The 19,661-nt window shown below is 69.6% G+C and carries 20 protein-coding genes; 16 read left to right on the top strand and 4 right to left on the bottom strand.

The window, feature by feature from the left end; genetic code table 11:
- The first annotated feature begins 20 nt into the window (after positions 1–20).
- The 4 genes from rsmI to AVJ23_RS02390 all read left to right on the top strand — a co-directional run bounded on the left by rsmI (position 21) and on the right by AVJ23_RS02390 (position 3,194).
- On the top strand, positions 21–899 hold the full coding sequence (gene rsmI / locus AVJ23_RS02405; protein ID WP_240484490.1) for a 16S rRNA (cytidine(1402)-2'-O)-methyltransferase: 879 nt from the start codon (positions 21–23) through the stop codon (positions 897–899).
- A gap of 2 nt (positions 900–901) precedes the next feature.
- Positions 902–1,294 carry a YraN family protein gene (locus AVJ23_RS02400; RefSeq protein WP_058860541.1) on the top strand — a complete coding sequence of 131 codons (393 nt, stop codon included), beginning with the start codon at positions 902–904 and terminating at the stop codon, positions 1,292–1,294.
- A 68-nt stretch (positions 1,295–1,362) separates the two neighbouring features.
- Entirely contained in the window at positions 1,363–2,298 is a 936-nt protein-coding gene (gene gshB / locus AVJ23_RS02395) for a glutathione synthase (RefSeq protein WP_058860540.1), read from the top strand.
- Positions 2,295–3,194 (top strand): alpha/beta hydrolase, encoded by a 900-nt coding sequence (locus AVJ23_RS02390; protein WP_058860539.1) that lies wholly within the window; start codon positions 2,295–2,297, stop codon positions 3,192–3,194. The genes gshB and AVJ23_RS02390 overlap by 4 nt, the downstream gene beginning before the upstream one ends.
- Here AVJ23_RS02390 and AVJ23_RS02385 read toward each other — a convergent pair.
- Entirely contained in the window at positions 3,160–4,671 is a 1,512-nt protein-coding gene (locus AVJ23_RS02385; protein WP_058860538.1) for a YifB family Mg chelatase-like AAA ATPase, read from the bottom strand. The two genes, AVJ23_RS02390 and AVJ23_RS02385, sit on opposite strands and share 35 nt — an antisense overlap.
- Before the next feature lie 91 nt (positions 4,672–4,762).
- The gene (locus tag AVJ23_RS02380) at positions 4,763–5,452 is read right to left on the bottom strand and encodes a glutathione S-transferase (RefSeq protein WP_058860537.1); all 690 of its coding nucleotides are present in this window, start codon (positions 5,450–5,452) and stop codon (positions 4,763–4,765) included.
- Between the two features lie 209 nt (positions 5,453–5,661).
- Here AVJ23_RS02380 and AVJ23_RS02375 point away from each other — a divergent pair, with 209 nt between their 5' ends.
- The 6 genes from AVJ23_RS02375 (at position 5,662) to AVJ23_RS02350 (ending at position 12,255) form a co-directional block, all read left to right on the top strand.
- Positions 5,662–6,540 carry an RNA polymerase factor sigma-32 gene (locus AVJ23_RS02375; RefSeq protein ID WP_058860536.1) on the top strand — a complete coding sequence of 293 codons (879 nt, stop codon included), beginning with the start codon at positions 5,662–5,664 and terminating at the stop codon, positions 6,538–6,540.
- Positions 6,537–7,316, top strand: a complete 780-nt coding sequence (locus tag AVJ23_RS02370; RefSeq protein WP_058860535.1) for a ChaN family lipoprotein — start codon at positions 6,537–6,539, stop codon at positions 7,314–7,316. Before AVJ23_RS02375 ends, AVJ23_RS02370 begins: the two co-directional genes overlap by 4 nt.
- A gap of 69 nt (positions 7,317–7,385) precedes the next feature.
- Positions 7,386–8,585: a bifunctional phosphopantothenoylcysteine decarboxylase/phosphopantothenate--cysteine ligase CoaBC gene (gene coaBC / locus AVJ23_RS02365; RefSeq protein WP_058860534.1), complete on the top strand. Its 1,200-nt coding sequence runs from the start codon at positions 7,386–7,388 to the stop codon at positions 8,583–8,585.
- 81 nt (positions 8,586–8,666) lie between these two features.
- The gene (dut, locus tag AVJ23_RS02360) at positions 8,667–9,122 is read left to right on the top strand and encodes a dUTP diphosphatase (RefSeq protein ID WP_058860533.1); all 456 of its coding nucleotides are present in this window, start codon (positions 8,667–8,669) and stop codon (positions 9,120–9,122) included.
- Positions 9,122–10,171: a HesA/MoeB/ThiF family protein gene (locus AVJ23_RS02355; RefSeq protein WP_058860532.1), complete on the top strand. Its 1,050-nt coding sequence runs from the start codon at positions 9,122–9,124 to the stop codon at positions 10,169–10,171. Before dut ends, AVJ23_RS02355 begins: the two co-directional genes overlap by 1 nt.
- Positions 10,172–10,233: 62 nt before the next feature.
- On the top strand, positions 10,234–12,255 hold the full coding sequence (locus tag AVJ23_RS02350) for a M3 family metallopeptidase (RefSeq protein WP_058860531.1): 2,022 nt from the start codon (positions 10,234–10,236) through the stop codon (positions 12,253–12,255).
- A gap of 43 nt (positions 12,256–12,298) precedes the next feature.
- On the opposite strand, the gene AVJ23_RS02345 is transcribed toward AVJ23_RS02350, so the two are convergent.
- Positions 12,299–13,291 (bottom strand): TraB/GumN family protein, encoded by a 993-nt coding sequence (locus AVJ23_RS02345; protein WP_058860530.1) that lies wholly within the window; start codon positions 13,289–13,291, stop codon positions 12,299–12,301.
- A 79-nt stretch (positions 13,292–13,370) separates the two neighbouring features.
- Between AVJ23_RS02345 and AVJ23_RS02340 the strand changes: the two genes are divergently transcribed.
- Positions 13,371–14,057 carry a DUF2161 domain-containing phosphodiesterase gene (locus AVJ23_RS02340; RefSeq protein ID WP_058860794.1) on the top strand — a complete coding sequence of 229 codons (687 nt, stop codon included), beginning with the start codon at positions 13,371–13,373 and terminating at the stop codon, positions 14,055–14,057.
- A 6-nt stretch (positions 14,058–14,063) separates the two neighbouring features.
- On the opposite strand, the gene AVJ23_RS02335 is transcribed toward AVJ23_RS02340, so the two are convergent.
- Positions 14,064–14,984, bottom strand: a complete 921-nt coding sequence (locus AVJ23_RS02335; protein WP_084794227.1) for a DMT family transporter — start codon at positions 14,982–14,984, stop codon at positions 14,064–14,066.
- A 299-nt stretch (positions 14,985–15,283) separates the two neighbouring features.
- On the opposite strand from AVJ23_RS02335, the gene groES reads away from it, so the two are divergent.
- The 5 genes from groES (at position 15,284) to rnhB (ending at position 19,653) form a co-directional block, all read left to right on the top strand.
- Positions 15,284–15,595, top strand: coding sequence for a co-chaperone GroES (groES, locus tag AVJ23_RS02330; protein WP_058860529.1), 312 nt, complete (start codon positions 15,284–15,286; stop codon positions 15,593–15,595).
- Between the two features lie 75 nt (positions 15,596–15,670).
- Positions 15,671–17,320, top strand: a complete 1,650-nt coding sequence (gene groL / locus AVJ23_RS02325; RefSeq protein WP_058860528.1) for a chaperonin GroEL — start codon at positions 15,671–15,673, stop codon at positions 17,318–17,320.
- A gap of 149 nt (positions 17,321–17,469) precedes the next feature.
- The gene (locus AVJ23_RS02320) at positions 17,470–17,763 is read left to right on the top strand and encodes a hypothetical protein (protein ID WP_058860527.1); all 294 of its coding nucleotides are present in this window, start codon (positions 17,470–17,472) and stop codon (positions 17,761–17,763) included.
- Between the two features lie 68 nt (positions 17,764–17,831).
- The gene (locus AVJ23_RS02315) at positions 17,832–18,980 is read left to right on the top strand and encodes a DUF8173 domain-containing protein (RefSeq protein ID WP_240484488.1); all 1,149 of its coding nucleotides are present in this window, start codon (positions 17,832–17,834) and stop codon (positions 18,978–18,980) included.
- Between the two features lie 43 nt (positions 18,981–19,023).
- Entirely contained in the window at positions 19,024–19,653 is a 630-nt protein-coding gene (gene rnhB / locus AVJ23_RS02310; protein WP_058860526.1) for a ribonuclease HII, read from the top strand.
- Positions 19,654–19,661: the final 8 nt, after the last annotated feature.

The following is a 19,661-nucleotide window of genomic DNA, read 5'->3' as shown; positions in this document are numbered from 1 at the left end:
AAGCGGAGAGGGGGCGACCAGTGGCGATTGCGAACAAGGGCGAATTGGCGCCGGGGCTGTACCTCGTGGCCACGCCGATCGGCAATGCGCGCGACATCACGCTGCGCGCGCTGGACCTGCTGGCCAGTGCCGACCTGCTGGCGGCCGAGGACACGCGCAGCCTGCGCCGGCTGATGGAGATCCACGGCATCGCGCCCGCCGGGCGCCGCGTGATCGCCTATCACGACCATAACGGCGCGCGGATGCGCCCGCAGATCCTGCAGGCCCTCGCCGAGGGGCAGTCGGTGGTCTACGCCTCCGAGGCGGGCACGCCGATGATCTCGGATCCGGGCTTCGACCTGGCCCGCGCGGTGACCGAGGCGGGCTTCCCGGTGACCTCGGCGCCGGGCCCCTCGGCCGTGGTGGCGGCGCTGACGCTGGCCGGGCTGCCCACCGACCGCTTCCATTTCGCGGGCTTCCTGCCCAATGCGCAGGGCGCGCGGCGCAAGGCGCTGGAGGGTCTGCGCGAGCTCGACGCGACGCTGGTGCTCTACGAATCGCCCCGCCGCGTGGCCGCGCTCCTGACCGACGCATCCGAGATCCTCGGGCCGCGCCCGGCCGCGCTCTGCCGCGAGCTAACGAAGAAATTCGAGGAAACCCGCCGCATGGCGCTGCCCGAGCTGGCCGCCAGCTGCGAGAGCGACCCGCCGAAAGGCGAGATCGTTGTCCTGATCGGCAAGTCGGATTCGGAAAAGATTAAGGAATCCGACGTAGAACAGGCGGTGAAGACCGCGCTGGACAGGATGTCGGTTCGCGATGCGGCCGATTTCGTCTCGGTCCAGCTCGGGGTCAAGCGACGTCCGGTCTACCAGCTGGCCATGCGGCTGGCGGCCGAGCGCGACAGCGACGGAAAGGAATGATCATGGTCGGGATCACGACAGATCGGGCGGCGCCGCGTCGGGCGCGCGGACAATGCGGGCATCTCGCCGGCGCCGCGGCGGAACAGGCCATCGCGACCGATTACGAAAGGCGGGGTTTTCCCATCGCGCGGCGCCGCTGGCGCGGCGCGGGCGGCGAGATCGACCTGATCGCGCGGGATGGCGACGGGCTGATCTTCGTCGAGGTCAAGAAAAGCCGCGATTTCGCGCGCGCCGCTGAACGGCTCTCGCAGCGCCAGATGATGCGCCTGCAGCTGGCGGCCGAGGAATTCGCCGGCTCCGAGCCGCGCGGCGCGCTGACGCCGATGCGGTTCGACGTCGCGCTGGTCGACGGACGCGGCGACATCCGCGTGATCGAGAACGCCATCGGGATCTAGCCGCCATTGCGCCCGGCACGGGGTTCGGCCATCTATGGGCCGAGTTGAACAGCCATGCAGGGGCAGCGATGAAGGTAGCGTTTCAGATGGACCCGATTACCGGGGTCGACATCAAGGCCGACAGCAGTTTCCGTCTGGCGGAAGAGGCGCAGGCGCGCGGGCACCAGCTGTTCTATTACGCGCCGGACGATCTGGCCTATGAAGAGGGGCGCATCACCGCACGCGGCCACTGGATGACGGTGCAACGCGTGGACGGGACGCCGGCGATCCTGGGCGAGCGGGTGGCGGTGGACCTGGCCGAAATGGACGTGGTCTGGCTGCGGCAGGACCCGCCCTTCGACATGCATTACATCACCACGACGCATCTTCTGGACCGGCTGGCCGGGCAGACGTTGGTGGTCAATGACCCGTTCTGGGTGCGCAACTTCCCCGAGAAGCTGCTGGTGCTGAACTTCCCCGAGCTCACGCCGCCCACCACCATCGCCCGCGACCTGGCCACGATCCGTGCCTTCAAGGAGCGCCATGGCGATGTCATCCTCAAGCCGCTCTACGGCAATGGCGGCGCCGGGGTGTTCCGGCTGGATGCCAATGACCGCAATCTCGGCTCGCTGCACGAGCTGTTCACCGGCTTCTCTCGCGAGCCGCTGATCGTGCAGAAATACCTGCCCGCCGTCTCCAAGGGCGACAAGCGTGTGATCCTTGTCGACGGCGCGCCGGTCGGGGCCATCAACCGGGTGCCGGCGGCCGGCGAGGTGCGCTCCAACATGCATGTGGGCGGCCGTCCCGAGCAGATCGCGCTGAGCGAGCGCGACCGCGAGATCTGCGAAGCCATCGGGCCGACCCTGCGCGAGAAGGGGCAGGTCTTTGTCGGCATCGACGTGATCGGCGACTGGCTGACCGAGATCAACGTGACCTCGCCCACCGGCTTGCAGGAGCTGGAGCGCTTCGATGGCGTCAACGTGGCCGAGAAGATCTGGCAGGCGATCGAGGCCAAACGCGCGTGAGCCTGACGCGGCGGATTTTGAACCTCTGGCTGCGCTGGACCGAGAAGCCGATGCTGGCCCGGGCACAGGACCCTCTCGCCCTGCGCCGCGCCTTTGACCGCAAGGCGGGGCTGCTCTTTCGCGCGCCGCGGGGTATGGCCTTTCGGCGCGCGCCGATCGGGGGCGTTCCGGCGACGCACCTGTCCGGCCCGACTGGCGCGCCGGTTCTGCTTTACCTGCATGGCGGGGCCTTCATCATGGGCTCGGCGCGCACTCACCGGGCACTGGCGGCCCGGATCGCCACTGGCGCGGGGCTGGCGCTCTGCCTGCCGGAGTACCGGCTGGCGCCCGAACATCCGTTCCCGGCGGCGCCAGAGGATGCGCTGGCCGTCTTTGACGCGCTGGTGGCGCAGGGGCACCGGGTCGTGCTGGGCGGGGACAGCGCCGGCGGCGGGCTGGCGCTGTCCGTGCTTGCCGAGATCCTGCGCCGCGGCGGCCCTGCGCCGCTCGGTGCCTTCGCCTTCTCGCCGCTGACCGACCTGGGGTTTTCCGGGGCGAGCGTCAGGGACAATGCGGGTAGCGACGTGCTGCTGCCCGTCTCGCGCATCCATGACATCGTCGATCTCTACCTGCCCGGGCAGGACCCGGCCGATCCGCGTGCCTCGCCGCTTTTCGCTGACTTCAATGGTGCGCCGCCGGTCTGGCTGACGGCCAGCGATACCGAGTTCTTGCTGGATGACACGCGCCGCATGGCCGCCCGGTTGCGCGCGGCCGGGGTCGATGTGACCGAGCGCATCGCGCGGGATCTGCCACATGCCTGGCCGCTGTTCCACGGATTCCTGCCCGAGGCGCGCCAGACGCTGAAGGCGCTGGACGGGTGGCTCAACTCTCTTTCGTCATCGTCAGCCGGTAACTGAGCGCCTCGGCCACATGCGGCCGCCGGACCGTTTCGGCCCCGTCGAGATCGGCAATGGTGCGCGCCACGCGCAACACGCGGTGATAGCCGCGGGCGCTGAGCCCGAAACGCTCGGCGGCCCGCGCGATCAGGGCGCGGCTGTCGTCATCGGGGCGGGCCACCGCTTCGAGTTGCTGCCCCTCGGCATCGGCATTGGTGCGCGGCACGGCCCCGCCATAACGCTCGGCCTGGACCTGCCTTGCGGTGGCGACGCGCGAAGCGACTGTTTCGGAGGTCTCGCCCGTGGCAGGCAGGTCGAGATCGGTGAAGGCCACCGGCGGCACCTCGACCCGCAGGTCGAACCGGTCCATCAGCGGGCCCGAGATGCGGCCCATGTAATCCTCGCCGCAGACTGGGGCCCGGGCGCAGGCACGGCCGGGATCCGAGAGATAGCCGCATTTGCAGGGATTCGCGGCCGCCATCAGCAGGAAGCGGCAGGGATAGCGCACATGGGCATTGGCGCGCGAGACCACGACCTCGCCGGTCTCGAGCGGCTGGCGCAGGGTTTCGAGCACCGAGCGCGGGAACTCGGGGAACTCGTCCATGAAGAGCACGCCGTGATGGGCGAGGCTGATCTCGCCCGGCTTGGCGCCGCGCCCGCCGCCGGTGATCGCGGCCATCGAGGCGGTGTGATGCGGCTCGCGGAATGGGCGGGTGCGCGAGATGCCGCCCTCGGTCAGCAGCCCCGCAATGGAATGGATCATCGAGGTCTCGAGCGCCTCGACCGGGGTGAGTGGCGGCAGAAGGCCGGGCAGGCGGGCGGCCAGCATCGACTTGCCCGAGCCCGGCGTGCCGACCATCAGCATGTGGTGCCGCCCGGCCGCCGCGATCTCGAGCGCACGCTTGGCGCGTTCCTGCCCCTTGACGTCGCGCAGGTCGCGGGCCTGCGGATCGGCCAGCACCTCGCCGGGTTGCGCCGGCTCCAGTACCTGCTGGCCCGAGAAATGCCGCACGATTTCCAGCAGGCTGGAAGCGCCGATCACGTTGCAGGCCCCGACCCAGGCGGCCTCGGGGCCCGAGGCGCGGGGACAGACCAGCGCGCGATCCTCGTTGGCGGCCGTCATCGCGGCGGGCAGGGCGCCAAGCACAGGAACGAGATTGCCGTCCAGCGACAGCTCGCCCAGCGAGACGGTCTGCGCGACCGCGTCGGCGGGGATGATCTCGAGCGCGGCGAGCAGGCCGAGCGCGATGGGCAGGTCGAAATGCGACCCCTCCTTGGGCAGATCGGCCGGTGAGAGGTTCACCGTGATGCGTTTCGAGGGCAGCGCGATGGACAGCGATGACAACGCGGTGCGCACCCGGTCGCGCGCCTCAGACACCGCCTTGTCGGGCAGGCCCACGATCGAGAAGGCGGGCAGGCCCGGGGTCACGGCGCATTGCACCTCGACCGGGCGGGCCTCCACCCCTTCGAACGCCACCGTGTAGGCCTGCGCGACCATGTTGTCCCCTTGCCGATCCGGGGGCAGGGTGGCGCAAATGTGGTTAGCAACCGGTTAACGCGACCCTGAAGGCGTTAGGAAACGGGGCGGCTCACTCCGGCCCGGGCCAGGGCACTTGCGGGAAATCGCGCCGATACCAGGGCAGCTCGCCCCCCGTGGCCAGCCCCTCGGCGCGCCAGCGGACAAAGGCAGGATCGCTCAGATGGGCGTCGACATAGCTTTGCGCCGTCTCCGAGACGGACAGCCCGTAGCCGGCGATCCGCGCGGCGACGGGGGCAAAGAACGCATCGGCCACCGAATATGCGCCGGCCATCCACGGCCCGCCCGAGCGCGCCAACGCATGTGACCACAGCGTCTCGATCCGGGCGAGATCGGCGCGGGTTTCGTCGCTGGGCGTGAAATCCGCATAGGCGCAGCGCAGGTTCATCGGGCATTCGGCGCGCAGGCTGGCAAAGCCCGAATGCATCTCGGCCGCGAGGCTGCGCGCCAGTGCGCGCAGGCCCCGGTCGGCGGGCCAGAGCCCGGACGCGGGAAACCGCTCGGCCAGGTCCTCGGCAATCGCGAGGCTGTCCCAGAGCAGGTGTCCGTCCCCCGTGTGCAGCGTGGGCACGGTACGCGCGGGCGCAAGATGGGCCAGCTGCGCGGCCACCTCGGCCTTGGCGAAATCCACCTCGCGCAAGGTCACCTCAAGGTCGAACCGCGCGAAGAGCAGCCAGGCGCGGAGCGACCAGCTGGAATAGCAGCGGTCGCCGATATAAAGTGTGTCGGGATTGTCGGTCATCGGGGCCTCCGCGCTTGGTGTTGCCGAACCCTAGCCGGGACACGGGGCGCGGGGAAATGCCCATTCGTGACGGGGCTGATCACGGGGCGTGACGGGGCAAGCGGCAAGGATGTCGAAACCAAGTCATAAAAAAGAGTGAACCGGATGCGCGGACGGTCCGTATACCCTGCAAATACCCCGGAGACGGGGGCGCAAACAGGGGAAATAATATGGCACTCGACGTGTTCAACGACCAGAGCCTCTCCCGCCGGGCAATGAAGGCGGAACTCCTCGACGCTGAGACGGAATTGCAACTGGCCTATGCTTGGCGCGACCACCGGGACGAGCAGGCCCTGCACCGTCTGATCACCGCATACATGCGCCTCGCGATCTCGATGGCGGCCAAGTTCAAGCGCTACGGCGCGCCGATGAACGACCTGATCCAGGAGGCCGGGCTGGGCCTGATGAAGGCCGCCGACAAGTTCGACCCCGACCGCGGCGTGCGCTTTTCCACCTACGCGGTCTGGTGGATCAAGGCCTCGATCCAGGATTACGTGATGCGCAACTGGTCGATGGTGCGCACCGGTTCGACCTCGTCGCAGAAGTCGCTGTTTTTCAACATGAAGCGCGTGCAGGCACGGATCGAGCGCGAAGCCGCGCAAGCGGGTGAGGAGCTGGACGGCCACCAGCTGCGCCACAAGATCGCCATGGAGATCGGCGTGCCCCTGCGCGATGTCGAGATGATGGAGGGGCGGCTCTCCGGCTCGGACTACTCGCTCAACGCCACCCAGTCGGTCGAAGATGAGGGGCGCGAGTGGATCGACACGCTGGAAGACCCTTCGGACCAGGCCTCGGAACTGGTCGAGAACACGCATGACACCGACCAGCTGCGCGAATGGTTGCTGGAGGCGATGGGCGCCCTGAACGAGCGTGAGCGTTTCATCGTCCGTGAGCGCAAGCTGCGCGATGACTCGCGCACACTGGAATCGCTGGGCCTAGAGCTGGGCCTGTCCAAGGAGCGCGTTCGTCAGCTTGAAGCGGCGGCTTTCCAGAAGATGCGCCGGGCGCTGGAGGCGCAATCCGGCGAGGTGCAGCACTTCCTCGCATGAGGGGGCTGTGCCTGGCGGCCTGCCTTGTCGCGGGCCCGGCCCTCGCGGCCGGTCACGACAGTGCGGACGTGCTGTTCCTGGGCGAGGTGCATGACAACCCCGCCCATCACGCACGGCAGGCCGAGATCGTGGCCGAGGTCCAGCCGGCGGCCATCGTCTGGGAAATGCTGACCCCGGCGCAGGCCGGGCAGGTCGCGCCAGACCTCGTGCCGGACGAGGACGCGCTGGGCGCGGCGCTGGGCTGGGCCGAGAGCGGCTGGCCCGACTTCTTCATGTACTATCCGATCTTCGCGGCAGCCCCCGAGGCGGCGCATTACGGCGCGCTCGTCACGCGGCAGGCAGCCGGAGAGGTCATGCAGGCCGGGCTTGCGGCGACGTTCGGCGCACAGGCCTCTGCCTTCGGGCTGGACAGCCCGCTGCCGGAGGATGAGCTTCAGACCCGTCTCGACGGCCAGCAGGCCGCCCATTGCAACGCCATGCCCGAAGAGATGCTGCCCGTGATGGTAGAGATTCAGCGGCTGCGCGACGGCACGCTGGCCGCGGCGGCGCTTCAGGCGTTCGAGGAGACAGGCGGCCCGGTCGCGGTCATCACCGGCAACGGCCATGCCCGCAAGGACTGGGGCGCGCCGGCGCTGCTGGCCCGCGCCGCGCCCAAGATCCGGATCTTTGCCCTGGGGCAGGGGGAAACCGGTCGCGGCGCACCCGAGGGCGGTTTTGACGTGATCGAAAGTGCACCCCCGGTCGAGCGGGGCGATCCCTGCGCGGCGTTCAACTAGGCGCCGCCCCTTGTGGCCCGGCGTGGCCCGGGTCTAGGGTCTGGCCAGACGTCGAACGGGGGACGGGCCATGCTGGCGGGCAAACGCATTCTGCTAATCATCGGAGGCGGGATCGCCGCCTACAAGGCGCTGGACCTGATCCGGCGCCTTCGCGAACGCGGCGCCGCGGTGACGCCCGTGATGACCCGTGCGGCCGAGGAATTCGTCACGCCGCTCAGCGTCTCGGCGCTTGCCGGGGAAGAGGTGCACCGGGCGCTGTTCGACCTGACCAAAGAGGCCGAGATGGGCCATATCCAGCTCAGCCGCGTGGCCGACCTGCTGGTCGTGGCCCCCGCCACGGCCGACCTGATGGCAAAGATGGCGGGGGGTCATGCCGATGATCTGGCCACGACGCTGCTGATGGCAACCGACACGCCGGTCATGATCGCCCCGGCGATGAACGTGCGCATGTGGGAGCATCCCGCGACACAGCGCAACCTGTCCATGTTGGGGGGCGACGGCGTGCACGTGACCGGCCCCAATGACGGCGACATGGCCTGCGGCGAATACGGCCCCGGCCGCATGGCCGAACCGCTCGAGATCGTGGCCGCGATCCAGCAGGCGCTTGCGGCGGGTCCGCTGGAGGGAAAGCGCATCGTGGTGACCTCGGGCCCCACGCATGAGCCCATCGACCCGGTGCGCTACATTGCCAACCGCTCCTCGGGCGCGCAGGGCACCGCCATTGCCGAGGCGCTGCGGGACCTCGGCGCCGAGGTGGTTTTTGTCACCGGGCCGGCGACCGCGCCGCGCCCGCAGGGCGTGCAGGTGATCGAGGTGGAAAGCGCCCGCGACATGCGCGCGGCGGTGATGGGCGCGCTGCCCGCGGCGGCGGCGGTCTTTGCCGCGGCGGTGGCCGACTGGCGGGTGACCTCGGAATCGGGCTCGAAGATCAAGAAACAGGATGGCCGCCTGCCGGTGCTGGAATTTGCCGAGAACCCGGACATATTGCGAGAGGTGGCGCATCTGCAGGACGGCCGGCCCGGGCTGGTCGTCGGCTTTGCCGCCGAGACCGATGACGTGGAGGCCAATGCCGTGGCAAAGCGCGCGCGCAAGGGATGCGACTGGATCGTCGCCAACGATGTCTCGCCCGAGACGGGGATCATGGGCGGGACCGAGAACGCCGTGCTGCTGGTCACGGGCGACGGGGTGGAGCCATGGCCTCGCGCCGGCAAGGACGTTGTCGCCCGGCGCTTGGCCGAGCGCATGGCCGACGCCTTGTCGAAAGGGTGAACCCGCGCGACTTCGCGAACGTCTTGGTCAGGAATAAAAGGGCCCGCGGCGCGGGACCGAAAGGCATATGAAGGGGGCCGGATGGTCGAGATCGTGATCGGTTGGGAGGAAGGCGCGGACCGGGCGCTGGGCCTGCCCGCCTATGCCAGCGCGGGGGCCGCGGGCGCGGATCTGCGTGCCAACCTGCCCGACCGGGGCCGCGTGGAGCTGGCGCCCGGCGCCCGCGCGCTGGTGCCCACGGGGCTGCGCCTTGCCATCCCCGAGGGATATGAGGTGCAGGTGCGCCCGCGCTCGGGGCTGGCGCTGCGCCACGGGCTGACGCTGGCCAATGCGCCCGGCACGATCGACAGTGACTATCGCGGCCCGCTCGGCGTGATACTGCTGAACGCCGGCACCGAGCCGGTCACGCTGCACCATGGCGACCGGATCGCGCAGATGGTCGTGGCGCCGGTGATCCGCGCCGCCTTCACCATTGCCGAGACCCTGCCCGGGACGCCGCGCGGCGCCGGCGGGTTCGGCTCGACCGGGAGATCCTGATGCTTCTCGTTCTGGCTCTGGCGGCGCTGATCTGGTTCGGCGGCCGCGTGATGGGGGCACCGCAGCGCCTGCGGGCCATGTGCGTCGGTGCGCTGCTGCTGGCGGTGGTGCTGGCCCAGCTGGTCCTGCCCGACGGCAACGCGCTGCGCGCGGCGACCGGCGGCAGCGCGGCGCCGTGGTTGATGCTGGCCGGGGCCGGCGTGCTGGTGGCGCTCTACCGCGCGGGGCTCGGCCGGCTGCGCGCGCGCGCCACCGAACAGGAAAGCGCCGCCGCGCCGTCGCCGGGCGCCACCGGCCCCTTCGCCGCGGGCGAGCTTGACCGGTACGCGCGCCATGTCGTGCTGCGCGAACTGGGCGGGCCGGGGCAGCGCGCGCTGAAACAGGCCAGCGTGCTGGTGATCGGGGCCGGCGGGCTGGGCGCGCCGGCGCTGCAATATCTCGCCGCCGCCGGGGTGGGCCGGATCGGGGTGATCGACGATGACGTGGTCGATCCCGGCAACCTGCAGCGGCAGGTGATCCACGTGGACGCGCATATCGGCATGCCCAAGGTCTTCTCGGCGCAGAAGGCGATGGAGGCGCAGAACCCCTATGCCGAGATCCGCCCCTACAACCGCCGCCTGACCGAGGAGATCGCCGCCGACCTCTTCGCGGAATATGACGTGATCCTCGACGGCACGGACAATTTCGAGACCCGCTACCTGACCAACCGGGTGGCGGTGGCGCAGGGCAAGCCGCTGGTCTCGGGCGCGCTGGCGCAATGGGAGGGGCAGGTGAGCGTCTTTGACCCCGCCCATGACGCGCCCTGCTATCAATGCATCTTCCCCGAGCCCCCGGCCGACGGGCTGGCCCCCACCTGCGCCGAGGCCGGCGTGCTGGGCCCGCTGCCCGGCGTTGTGGGCTCGATGATGGCGGTGGAGACGATCAAGCTGATCGCCGATGTCGGGCAGGTGCTGCGCGGCGAGATGATCATCTATGACGCGCTCTGGGGCGAGACCCGCAAGATCACCCTGCGCCGGCGCCAGGACTGCCCGGTCTGCGGGGCGGCCTGATCCCGGCGCGACACATAATGACAGCCCGGGGCGCAGCGGCCCCGGCAGAGGAGAGCACAACCATGACCAACCCGCTACTGGCCGACTGGCAGACCCCGTTCGACCTGCCGCCCTTCGACGCGATCGACGACGCCGATTTCGCCCCCGCCATCGACACGGCGCTGGCCGAGCACATGGCCGAGATCGAGGCGATCGCCGACACCCCCGAGCCGCCGGATTTCGAGAATACGATCGTGGCGCTGGAAGGCGCGGGTGCCGCGCTGGACAAGGTGCTGGGCGTTTTCTTCAACCTCGCCGGCGCCGACAGCAACCCCGCGCGGCAGGCGCTGCAGCGCGATGTCTCGCCCAAACTGGCGGCGCACAGCTCGGCCATCTATGCCAATCGGGCGCTCTTTGCGCGCATCTCGGAGCTGTGGGACCGGCGCGACACGCTGGATCTGTCGCCCGAGGAGGCGCGCGTGCTCTACCTGACGCATCGCGGCTTTGTCCGGGCGGGTGCGGCGCTGGAAGGCGACGCGGCCGAGCGCATGCGCGCGGTCAAGTCGCGGCTGGCCGTGCTGGGCACGCAGTTCACGCAGAACCTGCTCAAGGACGAGGCGGAGTGGTTCCTGCCGCTCTCCGAGGCCGATCTCGAGGGGCTGCCCGGCTTTGTCGTCGACGCCGCCCGCGCGGCGGGCGAGGCGGCCGGGGCCGAGGGGCCGCGCGTGACGCTGTCGCGCTCGCTCATCACGCCCTTCCTGCAGTTCTCGCCCCGGCGCGACCTGCGGGAAAAGGCGTGGCGCGCCTGGGTGATGCGCGGCGAGAATGGCGGCGAGACCGACAATCGCGGCATCGCGGCCGAGGTGCTGGCCCTGCGCGCCGAGCGCGCGCAGTTGCTGGGCTATCCCGATTTCGCGCATTACAAGCTGGAGACCGAGATGGCCGGCACGCCCGACCGCGTGCGCGCGCTGTTGATGGCGGTCTGGGAACCGGCCCGCGCGCAGGCCCTATCGGACGCGGCCGAGATGGAGGAGATGCTGCGCGCCGACGGCATCACCGGCCCGCTTGAGCCCTGGGACTGGCGCTACTATGCCGAGAAGCGCCGGCAGGCGCTGCATGATCTCGATGAGTCCGAGCTGAAACCCTACCTGCAGCTCGACCGCATGGTCGAGGCCGCCTTCGCCTGCGCCAACCGCCTGTTCGGGCTGGAATTCCGTGCGCTGGACGTGCCGCTCTACCATCCCGATTGCCGCGCCTGGGAGGTGACGCGCAACGGCACGCACCTGGCCGTCTTCATCGCGGATTACTTCGCGCGGTCCTCCAAGCGCTCGGGCGCGTGGTGCTCGGCCTTCCGCACGCAGGCGCGTCGTCCGCGCGTCGAGACGCCCATCGTGGTCAATGTGTGCAACTTCTCCAAGCCGTCCTCGGGCAAGCCGGCGCTGCTGTCCTATGACGATGCGCGCACGCTGTTCCACGAATTCGGCCACGCACTGCACCAGATGCTGTCGGATGTGGAGTTCGGCTCGGTCTCGGGCACCTCGGTGGCGCGCGACTTCGTTGAACTGCCCAGCCAGCTCTACGAGCACTGGCTGGAAGTGCCCGAGGTGCTGGCCGAGTTCGCCACCCATGCCGAGACGGGCGAGGCGATGCCGCAGGCGCTGCTCGACAAGGTGCTGGCGGCGGCGACCTTCGACATGGGGTTCCAGACGGTGGAATACGTGGGCTCGGCGCTGGTCGATCTGGAATTCCATTCCGGCCCGCCGCCGGCGGACCCGATGCAGAAACAGGCCGAGGTGCTGGAGGGGATCGGCATGCCCCGGGCGATCACCATGCGCCACGCCACGCCGCATTTCGCGCATGTCTTTGCCGGGGACGGCTATTCCAGCGGCTATTATTCCTACATGTGGTCCGAGGTGATGGATGCGGATGCCTTTGCCGCCTTCGAGGAGGCCGGCGGCGCCTTCGACCCGGCCATGGCCGAGCGGCTGGAACAGCACATCCTGTCGCGCGGCGGCTCGGACGAGGCCGAGACGCTCTACATGGCCTTCCGCGGAAAGATGCCGGGGGTCGAGGCGCTGCTGAAAGGGCGCGGGCTGGCAGCCTGATTTGGGCGCGGGGCGCGCGGGGTCCGCGCGCGCGCCCCGGGGCTCAGAAGGGCAGGCGCTCCAGCGTGAAGCCCTCGGCCTCCAGCAGGGCCGGCACGCCGTTCGCGCCCGACAGATGCGCGGCGCCGAAGGCCGCCACCACCGGGCCTTGGGTCGTTTCGGCGGCCTCCAGCAGCACCGGCAGCCAGGCCCGGTTGCGCGCGGTCAGCAGGCGCTGGTCGACCGCGTCGAAGACCGGGCCGCTTTCCGCACCATCCAGCGCGGTCAGCTGCGGCGAGAGCAGTTCCAGCACGATCTGCCCCTCGGCATGGGCCTCGTCGAAATAGGCGGCCAGCAGCGTCTCGAACAGGTCCTCGCTGGCCTCGGGGCTGGCCAGTGCCGAGCGCACCATCGCCAGCTGCAGATCCATCGGCGCCTCGGCAAAGACGGCAAAGCCCGTGTCGAAGGGCTCCAGCGCGCTCACCGGCACGCCGGCCGCGCGGGCCAGCGCCTCGATCCGCGCATCCAGCCCGCCGCCCGACAGGATCGCCTCGCTCATGCAGGCGGGCACGGCCAGCAGCATGGACAGGTACCAGGGCTGCATCTTGGCGGCCATGATGGCCGGCAGGCCGCGCGCCTGCACCGCCTGTGACAGGGCCTGCCAATCCGCCTCGGGCAGCAGTTCGGGCAGCGTCGCTTCGGACAGAAGCATCATGTCGGGGCGCCCGGCCACCGCCTCTTCCAGCGCCGCCTGCTCGGTCTCGGTCATCTCCAGCAGCACGCGCCCCGCGCCCTCGATCAGCGGCGCCAGCCGCGCCAGCGGGCCTTCGGACCGCGGATCGGCCAGGTGCATCGTGCCGATCAGGTGCAGCACCGTGTCGCCCCGCGTCGCGCGCCAGTGATTGCCTTCGGGATAGGGTGTCTCGGCCACCCGCTCGTCCAGCACCGCGCGTGTCTGGGGGTCGAGCGTGGCGCGCAGGTCGCGCCCGGCACAGTCGGCCAGGGCCGTTCCGGCGCAGAGCAGCCAGAGCAGGGCAAGGGACAGGGCATGGCGCATGGGGCGTCTCCTTCTCGCGCGCATCCTGTCGCGCGGGGGCCGGCTGGACAAGGGGGAACGGAGCGGCAAAGCTGCGCCCATGAAGCAGGAGCGGGATTTGTATGCGCCGGTCAAGGCGCTGCTCGTGGGGCAGGGCTACGAGGTCAAGGGCGAGGTAGGCGCGGCCGACCTTGTGGCGCTGCGTGGCAACGAGGAGCCGGTGGTGGTCGAGCTCAAGCTGCGGCTGAGCCTTGCGCTGTTTCACCAGGCGGTGGCGCGGCAGGCGGTCACCGACCTTGTCTATATCGCGGTGCCGCGCCCGAGCGGGCGCAGCGCGAAACGCGCGCTCAAGGACAACCTTGCGCTCTGCCGGCGGCTGGGGCTGGGCTTCATCACCGTGCGCCCCGAGGACGGCTTCGTCGAGGTGCACTGCGATCCCGGCCCCTACGCGCCGCGCAAGAGCGCGCGGCGGCGTGACCGGCTGCTGCGCGCCTTCCAGCGGCTGCGTGGCGATCCCAATGACGGGGGCGCGACGCGGCACGGCATCGTCACCGGCTACCGGCAGGATTCGCTGGCCTGCGCCGCCTACCTGGCCGAGCATGGCGCGGCGCGCGGGCGCGACGTGGCGGCGTCGACCGGGGTCGCGCAGGCCACCCGCATCATGCGCGAGAACCATTACGGCTGGTTCGAGAAGGTGGAGACCGGCGTCTACGGCCTGACCGAGGCCGGCCGCGCCGGGCTGGTGCACTGGGCCTATAGCTGGGAGGCCGCGGCGTCCGGGGCGTGAGGCGCCTCAGCCGGCCGCGCGCCGCGCCACCTGCCGCTCGCGGTGCAGCGTGTAGAGCCCCGAGGCCACGATCACCGCGCAGCCGCCCAGCGTCCAGGCATCGGGCAGGTCGGAATAGACCATGTAGCCGTAGAAGGTGCCCCAGAGGATCATCGTGTATTGCAGCGGGGCCAGCACCACCGCCTGCGCCACGTCCAGCGCGCGGATCACGAAGACCTCGCCCAGCCCGGCGGTCACCGCCAGCCCGACGATCAGCGCCCAGACGCCCGGGTCGGTGGGCGTGGTCCAGACGAAGGGCTGCACCAGGCTGGCCGCCGCGGTTGCGGTCAGCGAGGTATAGGCCACCGTGGTCGCCACGCCATCGCCGCCAGACAGCCAGCGCGACAGGATCTGGCGCGCCGAAAAGGCCATCGCGGCCAGCACCACCAGCAGGATCGCGGGGTGGAACACACCGTAGCCGGGGCGGATGACGATCAGCATGCCCAGGAACCCCACCGCCACCGCGCCCCAGCGCCGCGGGCCCACCGGCTCGCGCAGCAGGAGGGCGCCCAGCACGGTCACCATGAAGGGCGCCACGAAGGACACCGCCACCGCATCGGCCAGCGGCACGTAACGCAGCGCGAAGATGAAACAGGCGGCCGAGACCGCGGCGACCAGTCCGCGCATCACCTGCAGCACCGGGTTCGTCGTGCGCAGCAGGTGCGTGCCGCGCAGCGCCAGCATGACCAGCACGCCGAGGCACAGGCCGATATTGCGCAGCCAGACCACCTGGAACGGGTTCAGCGTCTCGGTCAGGACCTTGGCCTGGATGTCGCAGGCGGCGAACAGGAAGAAGCCGAGCAACATCAGCACGATGCCGCGCAGGTTGTCGACGCGCGGCGCGTCGCTGGGCGCCAGCGGATAGGGCGCGACCGGAGGGGTGGGCATGGGGGAGCCTTTCGGATTGCCCGCAACCGCGGGCCTTGGCGACAGGGTAGACCCGCGTCGGGGCGAAAGAAAAGGCCGTGGGGGCGGTTTTTTCCGCCCGTCCGGATCCCCACCTGTGGCGGGGCGACAGGCCCGTTCCGGACGCCCCGGAAGCCGCTCAAAATTTTCACGGCACCGTGTTGACAGGTGACGGCGGTTTGCCTAGCTAAGCGCTGTTAGCACTCACCGAGGGCGAGTGCTAACGCCTCCCTCCCCGGAGAGAGGCGTTCAGGGATAACTTTGAGCTAGGAGACTCGAAGATGGCATTCAAACCGCTGCATGACCGCGTGCTCGTCCGTCGCGTCGAGAGCGACGAAAAGACCAAGGGTGGTCTGATCATCCCCGACAGCGCCAAGGAAAAGCCCGCCGAGGGTGAAATCGTGGCCGTGGGCGCCGGCGCACGTGATGATGACGGCGACCGCATCGAGCTGGACGTCAAGGTCGGCGACCGCATCCTGTTCGGCAAGTGGTCGGGCACCGAGGTGCAGGTCGACGGCGAAGACCTGCTGATCATGAAGGAATCGGACATCCTCGGGATCATCGAGGGCACCGCCGCCGCAGCCGCGGCCTGAGCGACCGCTTCCTGACCGCGGACGGGCGCAAGCGGCCCGTCCTCTACCAACCCCAGAATTTCAGGAGACCATCAGATGTCTGCTAAGGACGTGAAGTTCGATACCGATGCCCGCAGCAAGATGCTCAAGGGCGTCAACGTGCTGGCCGATGCCGTCAAGGTGACCCTGGGCCCCAAGGGCCGCAACGTGGTCATCGACAAGTCGTTCGGCGCACCGCGCATCACCAAGGACGGTGTCACTGTCGCCAAGGAAATCGAACTGGAAGACAAGTTCGAGAACATGGGCGCGCAGATGGTGAAGGAAGTCGCTTCCCGCACCAATGACGAGGCCGGCGACGGCACCACCACCGCCACCGTGCTGGCCCAGGCCATCGTGCGCGAAGGCTCCAAGGCCGTGGCCGCGGGCATGAACCCGATGGACCTCAAGCGCGGCATCGACCTGGCCACCGCCAAGGTCGTCGAGCAGATCAAGGGCGCGGCGCGCACCGTCGAGAACTCGGACGAAGTCGCCCAGGTCGGCACCATCTCGGCCAACGGCGAAGCCGAAATCGGCCGCCAGATCGCCGACGCGATGCAGAAGGTCGGCAACGAGGGTGTCATCACCGTCGAGGAGAACAAGGGCCTCGAGACCGAGACCGACGTCGTCGAGGGCATGCAGTTCGACCGCGGCTACCTGTCGCCGTACTTCGTGACCAACCCCGACAAGATGATCACCGAGCTGGAAGACTGCATGATCCTGCTGCACGAGAAGAAGCTCTCGTCGCTGCAGCCGATGGTGCCGCTGCTCGAGTCGGTCATCCAGTCGCAGAAGCCGCTGCTGATCATCGCGGAAGACGTCGAAGGCGAAGCGCTGGCCACCCTCGTGGTCAACAAGCTGCGCGGCGGCCTCAAGATCGCAGCCGTCAAGGCACCGGGCTTCGGCGACCGCCGCAAGGCCATGCTGCAGGACATCGCGATCCTGACCGGCGGCCAGGTGATCTCGGAAGATCTCGGCATGAAGCTCGAGAACGTCACCATGGACATGCTTGGCACCGCCAAGAAGGTCTCCATCACCAAGGATGAGACCACCATCGTCGATGGCGCCGGCGAGAAGGCCGAGATCGAGGCGCGTGTCTCCCAGATCCGCACCCAGATCGAAGAGACCACCAGCGACTACGACCGCGAGAAGCTGCAGGAACGTGTCGCCAAGCTGGCCGGCGGTGTCGCCGTGATCCGCGTCGGCGGCATGACCGAAGTGGAAGTGAAAGAGCGCAAGGACCGCGTCGATGACGCCCTGAACGCCACCCGCGCAGCCGTGCAGGAAGGTGTCGTCGTGGGCGGTGGTGTTGCTCTGGTCCAGGGCGCCAAGGCGCTTGACGGCCTGCAGGGCACCAATGCCGACCAGAACCGCGGCATCGCCATCGTGCGCACCGCGCTGGAAGCTCCGCTGCGCCAGATCGCCGAGAATGCCGGCGTGGACGGCTCGGTCGTGGCCGGCAAGGTCCGCGAAAGCGACGACCTGAAGTTCGGCTACAACGCGCAGACCGACGAATATGGCGACATGTTCAAGTTTGGCGTGATCGACCCGGCCAAGGTGGTCCGCACCGCGCTGGAAGACGCAGCCTCGGTTGCCGGCCTGCTGATCACCACCGAAGCGATGGTGGCCGACAAGCCGCAGAAGGAAGGCGCAGGCGCCGCAGCCGGCGGCGGCATGCCCGACATGGGCGGCATGGGCGGCATGATGTAAGCGCCCCCGCGCAACGACTTTCGGGAAAGGGCCGGTTCGCCGGCCCTTTTCTTTTGCCGGACTCCTTGCGCGCGCCGAGGGCCGTTTCGCGGTCGTATCACCCCGACAATCTGTTAACCTTTCGCGGCAGGCCGCAGGGAGCATCGGGGATGAGTCGCCGCGACGAGAGAAAGGCGCTGACGATCCGGCTGCCAAGCACGCTGCGCCGCGCGCTGGTGCGCACCACCGAGGCGCGGCTGTCGCTGGCCTACCTGTCGCGCCACGCGCTGCGCCAGGCTTTCGAACGCGGCCTTGCCCCCGACCCGCCGGTCGAGCCCGGCCTGTCCCGGCCCATCCTTCTGCAGCTGTCGCCCGATGAGCGCGCCCGCCTGCGCATGCTTGCAGAGCGTCACGGGCTGAGCGAAGAGGTCACCGTGCTGTCGCTGATCGCGGCGGTCGTCTGATCCAGTGCAATGCCCGCGTCATGCCCGGCCGCTATGCTGGGCGGGACGCTGTCGAAAAAGGGGATGCCATGCGACGCTTTGGGAAATTCATGCTGGGGCTGGTCCTGCTGGCCGCGCCGGCCGCCGCGCAGGAGGCCGGAGAGCGGTTCGAGCTGGGCAGCGACCTCTACCTGGCCGGCGAGACCGCCACGCTGGACGCAGAGGGGCGTGACGACGCCTTCATGGCCGGTGCCCGGGTCACGCTGCAGGCCGAAATCACCGGCACCGCGCACATGGCCGGCCGCTTCGTCGAGGTGACCGCCCCGGTGGGGGGCAGCCTCTACGCTGCCGCGCAGCGCATCACCATCGAGGCGACGATCGCGGAAGACGCCCTGCTGGCCGCGCAGCGGATCGAGGTCGACGCGCCGGTGCAGGGCGACCTGCGGGTGATGGGCTCCGAGATCGAGATCGACGCGCCCGTGGGCGACACGCTGATGGTCGCCGGCGAGATCGTCGAGCTGGACGCCCCGGTGACGGGGGACGTGGCGCTGATGGCCAACGAGGCGCGCTTCGGCCCCGAGGCCCGCATCGGCGGGCGGCTGATCCTCTATGAGGAAGAGCCCGGCGCGCTGGCGGTGCCCGAGCGCGTGGTGCCCGCCGACCGGATCGAGCGGCGGGATTTCGACGGCCGGGTCGAGGGCGCGACGCGCGCTCTGTCGAAACCCAAGGCGAAGGCGCAGAAGGACAGCCCCGCGCAGGAGCCGATCTCCTTCCTGCTGGGCGTGCTCGTCGTGGCCGTGCTGGGGGCCGCGCTGGCCGTGCTGGCCCCGGCCACCATGGCGTCGATGCGCGCCCATGTGCTGCGCGCGCCGGGGCAGGGGCTGATGACCGGCTTCGTCACGGTCTCGGCGCTGCTGGGCGGCACGTTCGTTCTGGGCGCCACGGTGATCGGCCTGATCGCCGCGCCGTTTCTGCTGATCGGTGCCGTGCTGGCCTGCGTGGCGGGCTATGTGGTGGGCGCCTACGCGCTGGGCGCCTGGGGGCTGAGCCTGTTCGGCGGCGGCATGCCCGACAGCAATGGCGACCGTGCCATCGCGGCGGCGATCGGCGCGCTCTCGGCCGGGCTGATCGGGCTCATCCCGTTCCTTGGCTGGCTCTTCGTGCTGGCGCTGTGCCTGACCGGCGCGGGGGCGGTGACGCAGCGCCTGTTCCGGCCGCGGCTCTTCGCCGGAGACTGAGTTTGGCCTTGCCCGGGCCCGCGTTCTGGATTTGAAACGGGTCATGGCGCTGGAAATGACACTGGAAGAGGCGCTCTGGGCGCAGGGCGTGGGCCTTGTGGCCGGGGTGGACGAGGTAGGGCGCGGGCCGCTGGCCGGACCCGTGGTGGCCGCTGCGGTGGTGCTCAGCCGCAATGGCGTGCCCGAGGGGCTGAACGACTCCAAGAAGCTGACGGCCAAGCGCCGCGCCGCCTTCGAACGGCAGCTGCGCGAAGAGGCGATCTTTGCTATCGGCGAGGCCAGCGTCGCCGAGATCGACCGGCTCAACATCCTGCAGGCCAGCCTGCTGGCCATGCGCCGCGCGGTGGCCGCGCTGCCGGTCGTGCCGGACCACCTGCTGGTCGATGGCAACCGTCTGCCGCCCGATCTGCCCTGTCCGGCCTCTGCAATCGTGGGGGGAGACGGCCGTTCCCCCTCGATCGCGGCGGCCTCGATTGTGGCCAAAACATGGCGAGATCGTGTCATGCGGGATTTGGCGCAACACTACCCCGGATATGGCTGGGAGACGAATGTCGGCTACCCGTCGAAATGTCACAAAACGGCGCTTCGAAATCTCGGTGTCACCCCACACCATAGACGCTCCTTCAAGCCGGTGCACAATATCTTGTATCAAGAGCATTCTGCAAGTGACTGATTCAAAAA

Origin of the sequence: Pseudoponticoccus marisrubri, from assembly GCF_001482405.1 — a bacterium.
In the GTDB taxonomy this organism is placed as follows: Bacteria; Pseudomonadota; Alphaproteobacteria; order Rhodobacterales; family Rhodobacteraceae; genus Pseudoponticoccus; species Pseudoponticoccus marisrubri.
This window is presented reverse-complemented; position numbering and strand designations above follow the sequence as displayed.

Excerpts from the sequence above, each read along its gene's own strand:
- AVJ23_RS02400 (WP_058860541.1), top strand. The coding sequence starts at position 902 with ATGGTCGGGATCACGACAGATCGGGCGGCGCCGCGTCGGGCGCGCGGA.
- gshB (WP_058860540.1), top strand. The coding sequence starts at position 1,363 with ATGAAGGTAGCGTTTCAGATGGACCCGATTACCGGGGTCGACATCAAG.
- AVJ23_RS02385 (WP_058860538.1), bottom strand. The coding sequence starts at position 4,671 with ATGGTCGCGCAGGCCTACACGGTGGCGTTCGAAGGGGTGGAGGCCCGC.
- AVJ23_RS02380 (WP_058860537.1), bottom strand. The coding sequence starts at position 5,452 with ATGACCGACAATCCCGACACACTTTATATCGGCGACCGCTGCTATTCC.
- AVJ23_RS02375 (WP_058860536.1), top strand. The coding sequence starts at position 5,662 with ATGGCACTCGACGTGTTCAACGACCAGAGCCTCTCCCGCCGGGCAATG.
- AVJ23_RS02370 (WP_058860535.1), top strand. The coding sequence starts at position 6,537 with ATGAGGGGGCTGTGCCTGGCGGCCTGCCTTGTCGCGGGCCCGGCCCTC.
- coaBC (WP_058860534.1), top strand. The coding sequence starts at position 7,386 with ATGCTGGCGGGCAAACGCATTCTGCTAATCATCGGAGGCGGGATCGCC.
- dut (WP_058860533.1), top strand. The coding sequence starts at position 8,667 with ATGGTCGAGATCGTGATCGGTTGGGAGGAAGGCGCGGACCGGGCGCTG.
- AVJ23_RS02355 (WP_058860532.1), top strand. The coding sequence starts at position 9,122 with ATGCTTCTCGTTCTGGCTCTGGCGGCGCTGATCTGGTTCGGCGGCCGC.
- AVJ23_RS02350 (WP_058860531.1), top strand. The coding sequence starts at position 10,234 with ATGACCAACCCGCTACTGGCCGACTGGCAGACCCCGTTCGACCTGCCG.
- AVJ23_RS02345 (WP_058860530.1), bottom strand. The coding sequence starts at position 13,291 with ATGCGCCATGCCCTGTCCCTTGCCCTGCTCTGGCTGCTCTGCGCCGGA.
- AVJ23_RS02340 (WP_058860794.1), top strand. The coding sequence starts at position 13,371 with ATGAAGCAGGAGCGGGATTTGTATGCGCCGGTCAAGGCGCTGCTCGTG.
- AVJ23_RS02335 (WP_084794227.1), bottom strand. The coding sequence starts at position 14,984 with ATGCCCACCCCTCCGGTCGCGCCCTATCCGCTGGCGCCCAGCGACGCG.
- groES (WP_058860529.1), top strand. The coding sequence starts at position 15,284 with ATGGCATTCAAACCGCTGCATGACCGCGTGCTCGTCCGTCGCGTCGAG.
- groL (WP_058860528.1), top strand. The coding sequence starts at position 15,671 with ATGTCTGCTAAGGACGTGAAGTTCGATACCGATGCCCGCAGCAAGATG.
- AVJ23_RS02320 (WP_058860527.1), top strand. The coding sequence starts at position 17,470 with ATGAGTCGCCGCGACGAGAGAAAGGCGCTGACGATCCGGCTGCCAAGC.
- AVJ23_RS02315 (WP_240484488.1), top strand. The coding sequence starts at position 17,832 with ATGCGACGCTTTGGGAAATTCATGCTGGGGCTGGTCCTGCTGGCCGCG.
- rnhB (WP_058860526.1), top strand. The coding sequence starts at position 19,024 with ATGGCGCTGGAAATGACACTGGAAGAGGCGCTCTGGGCGCAGGGCGTG.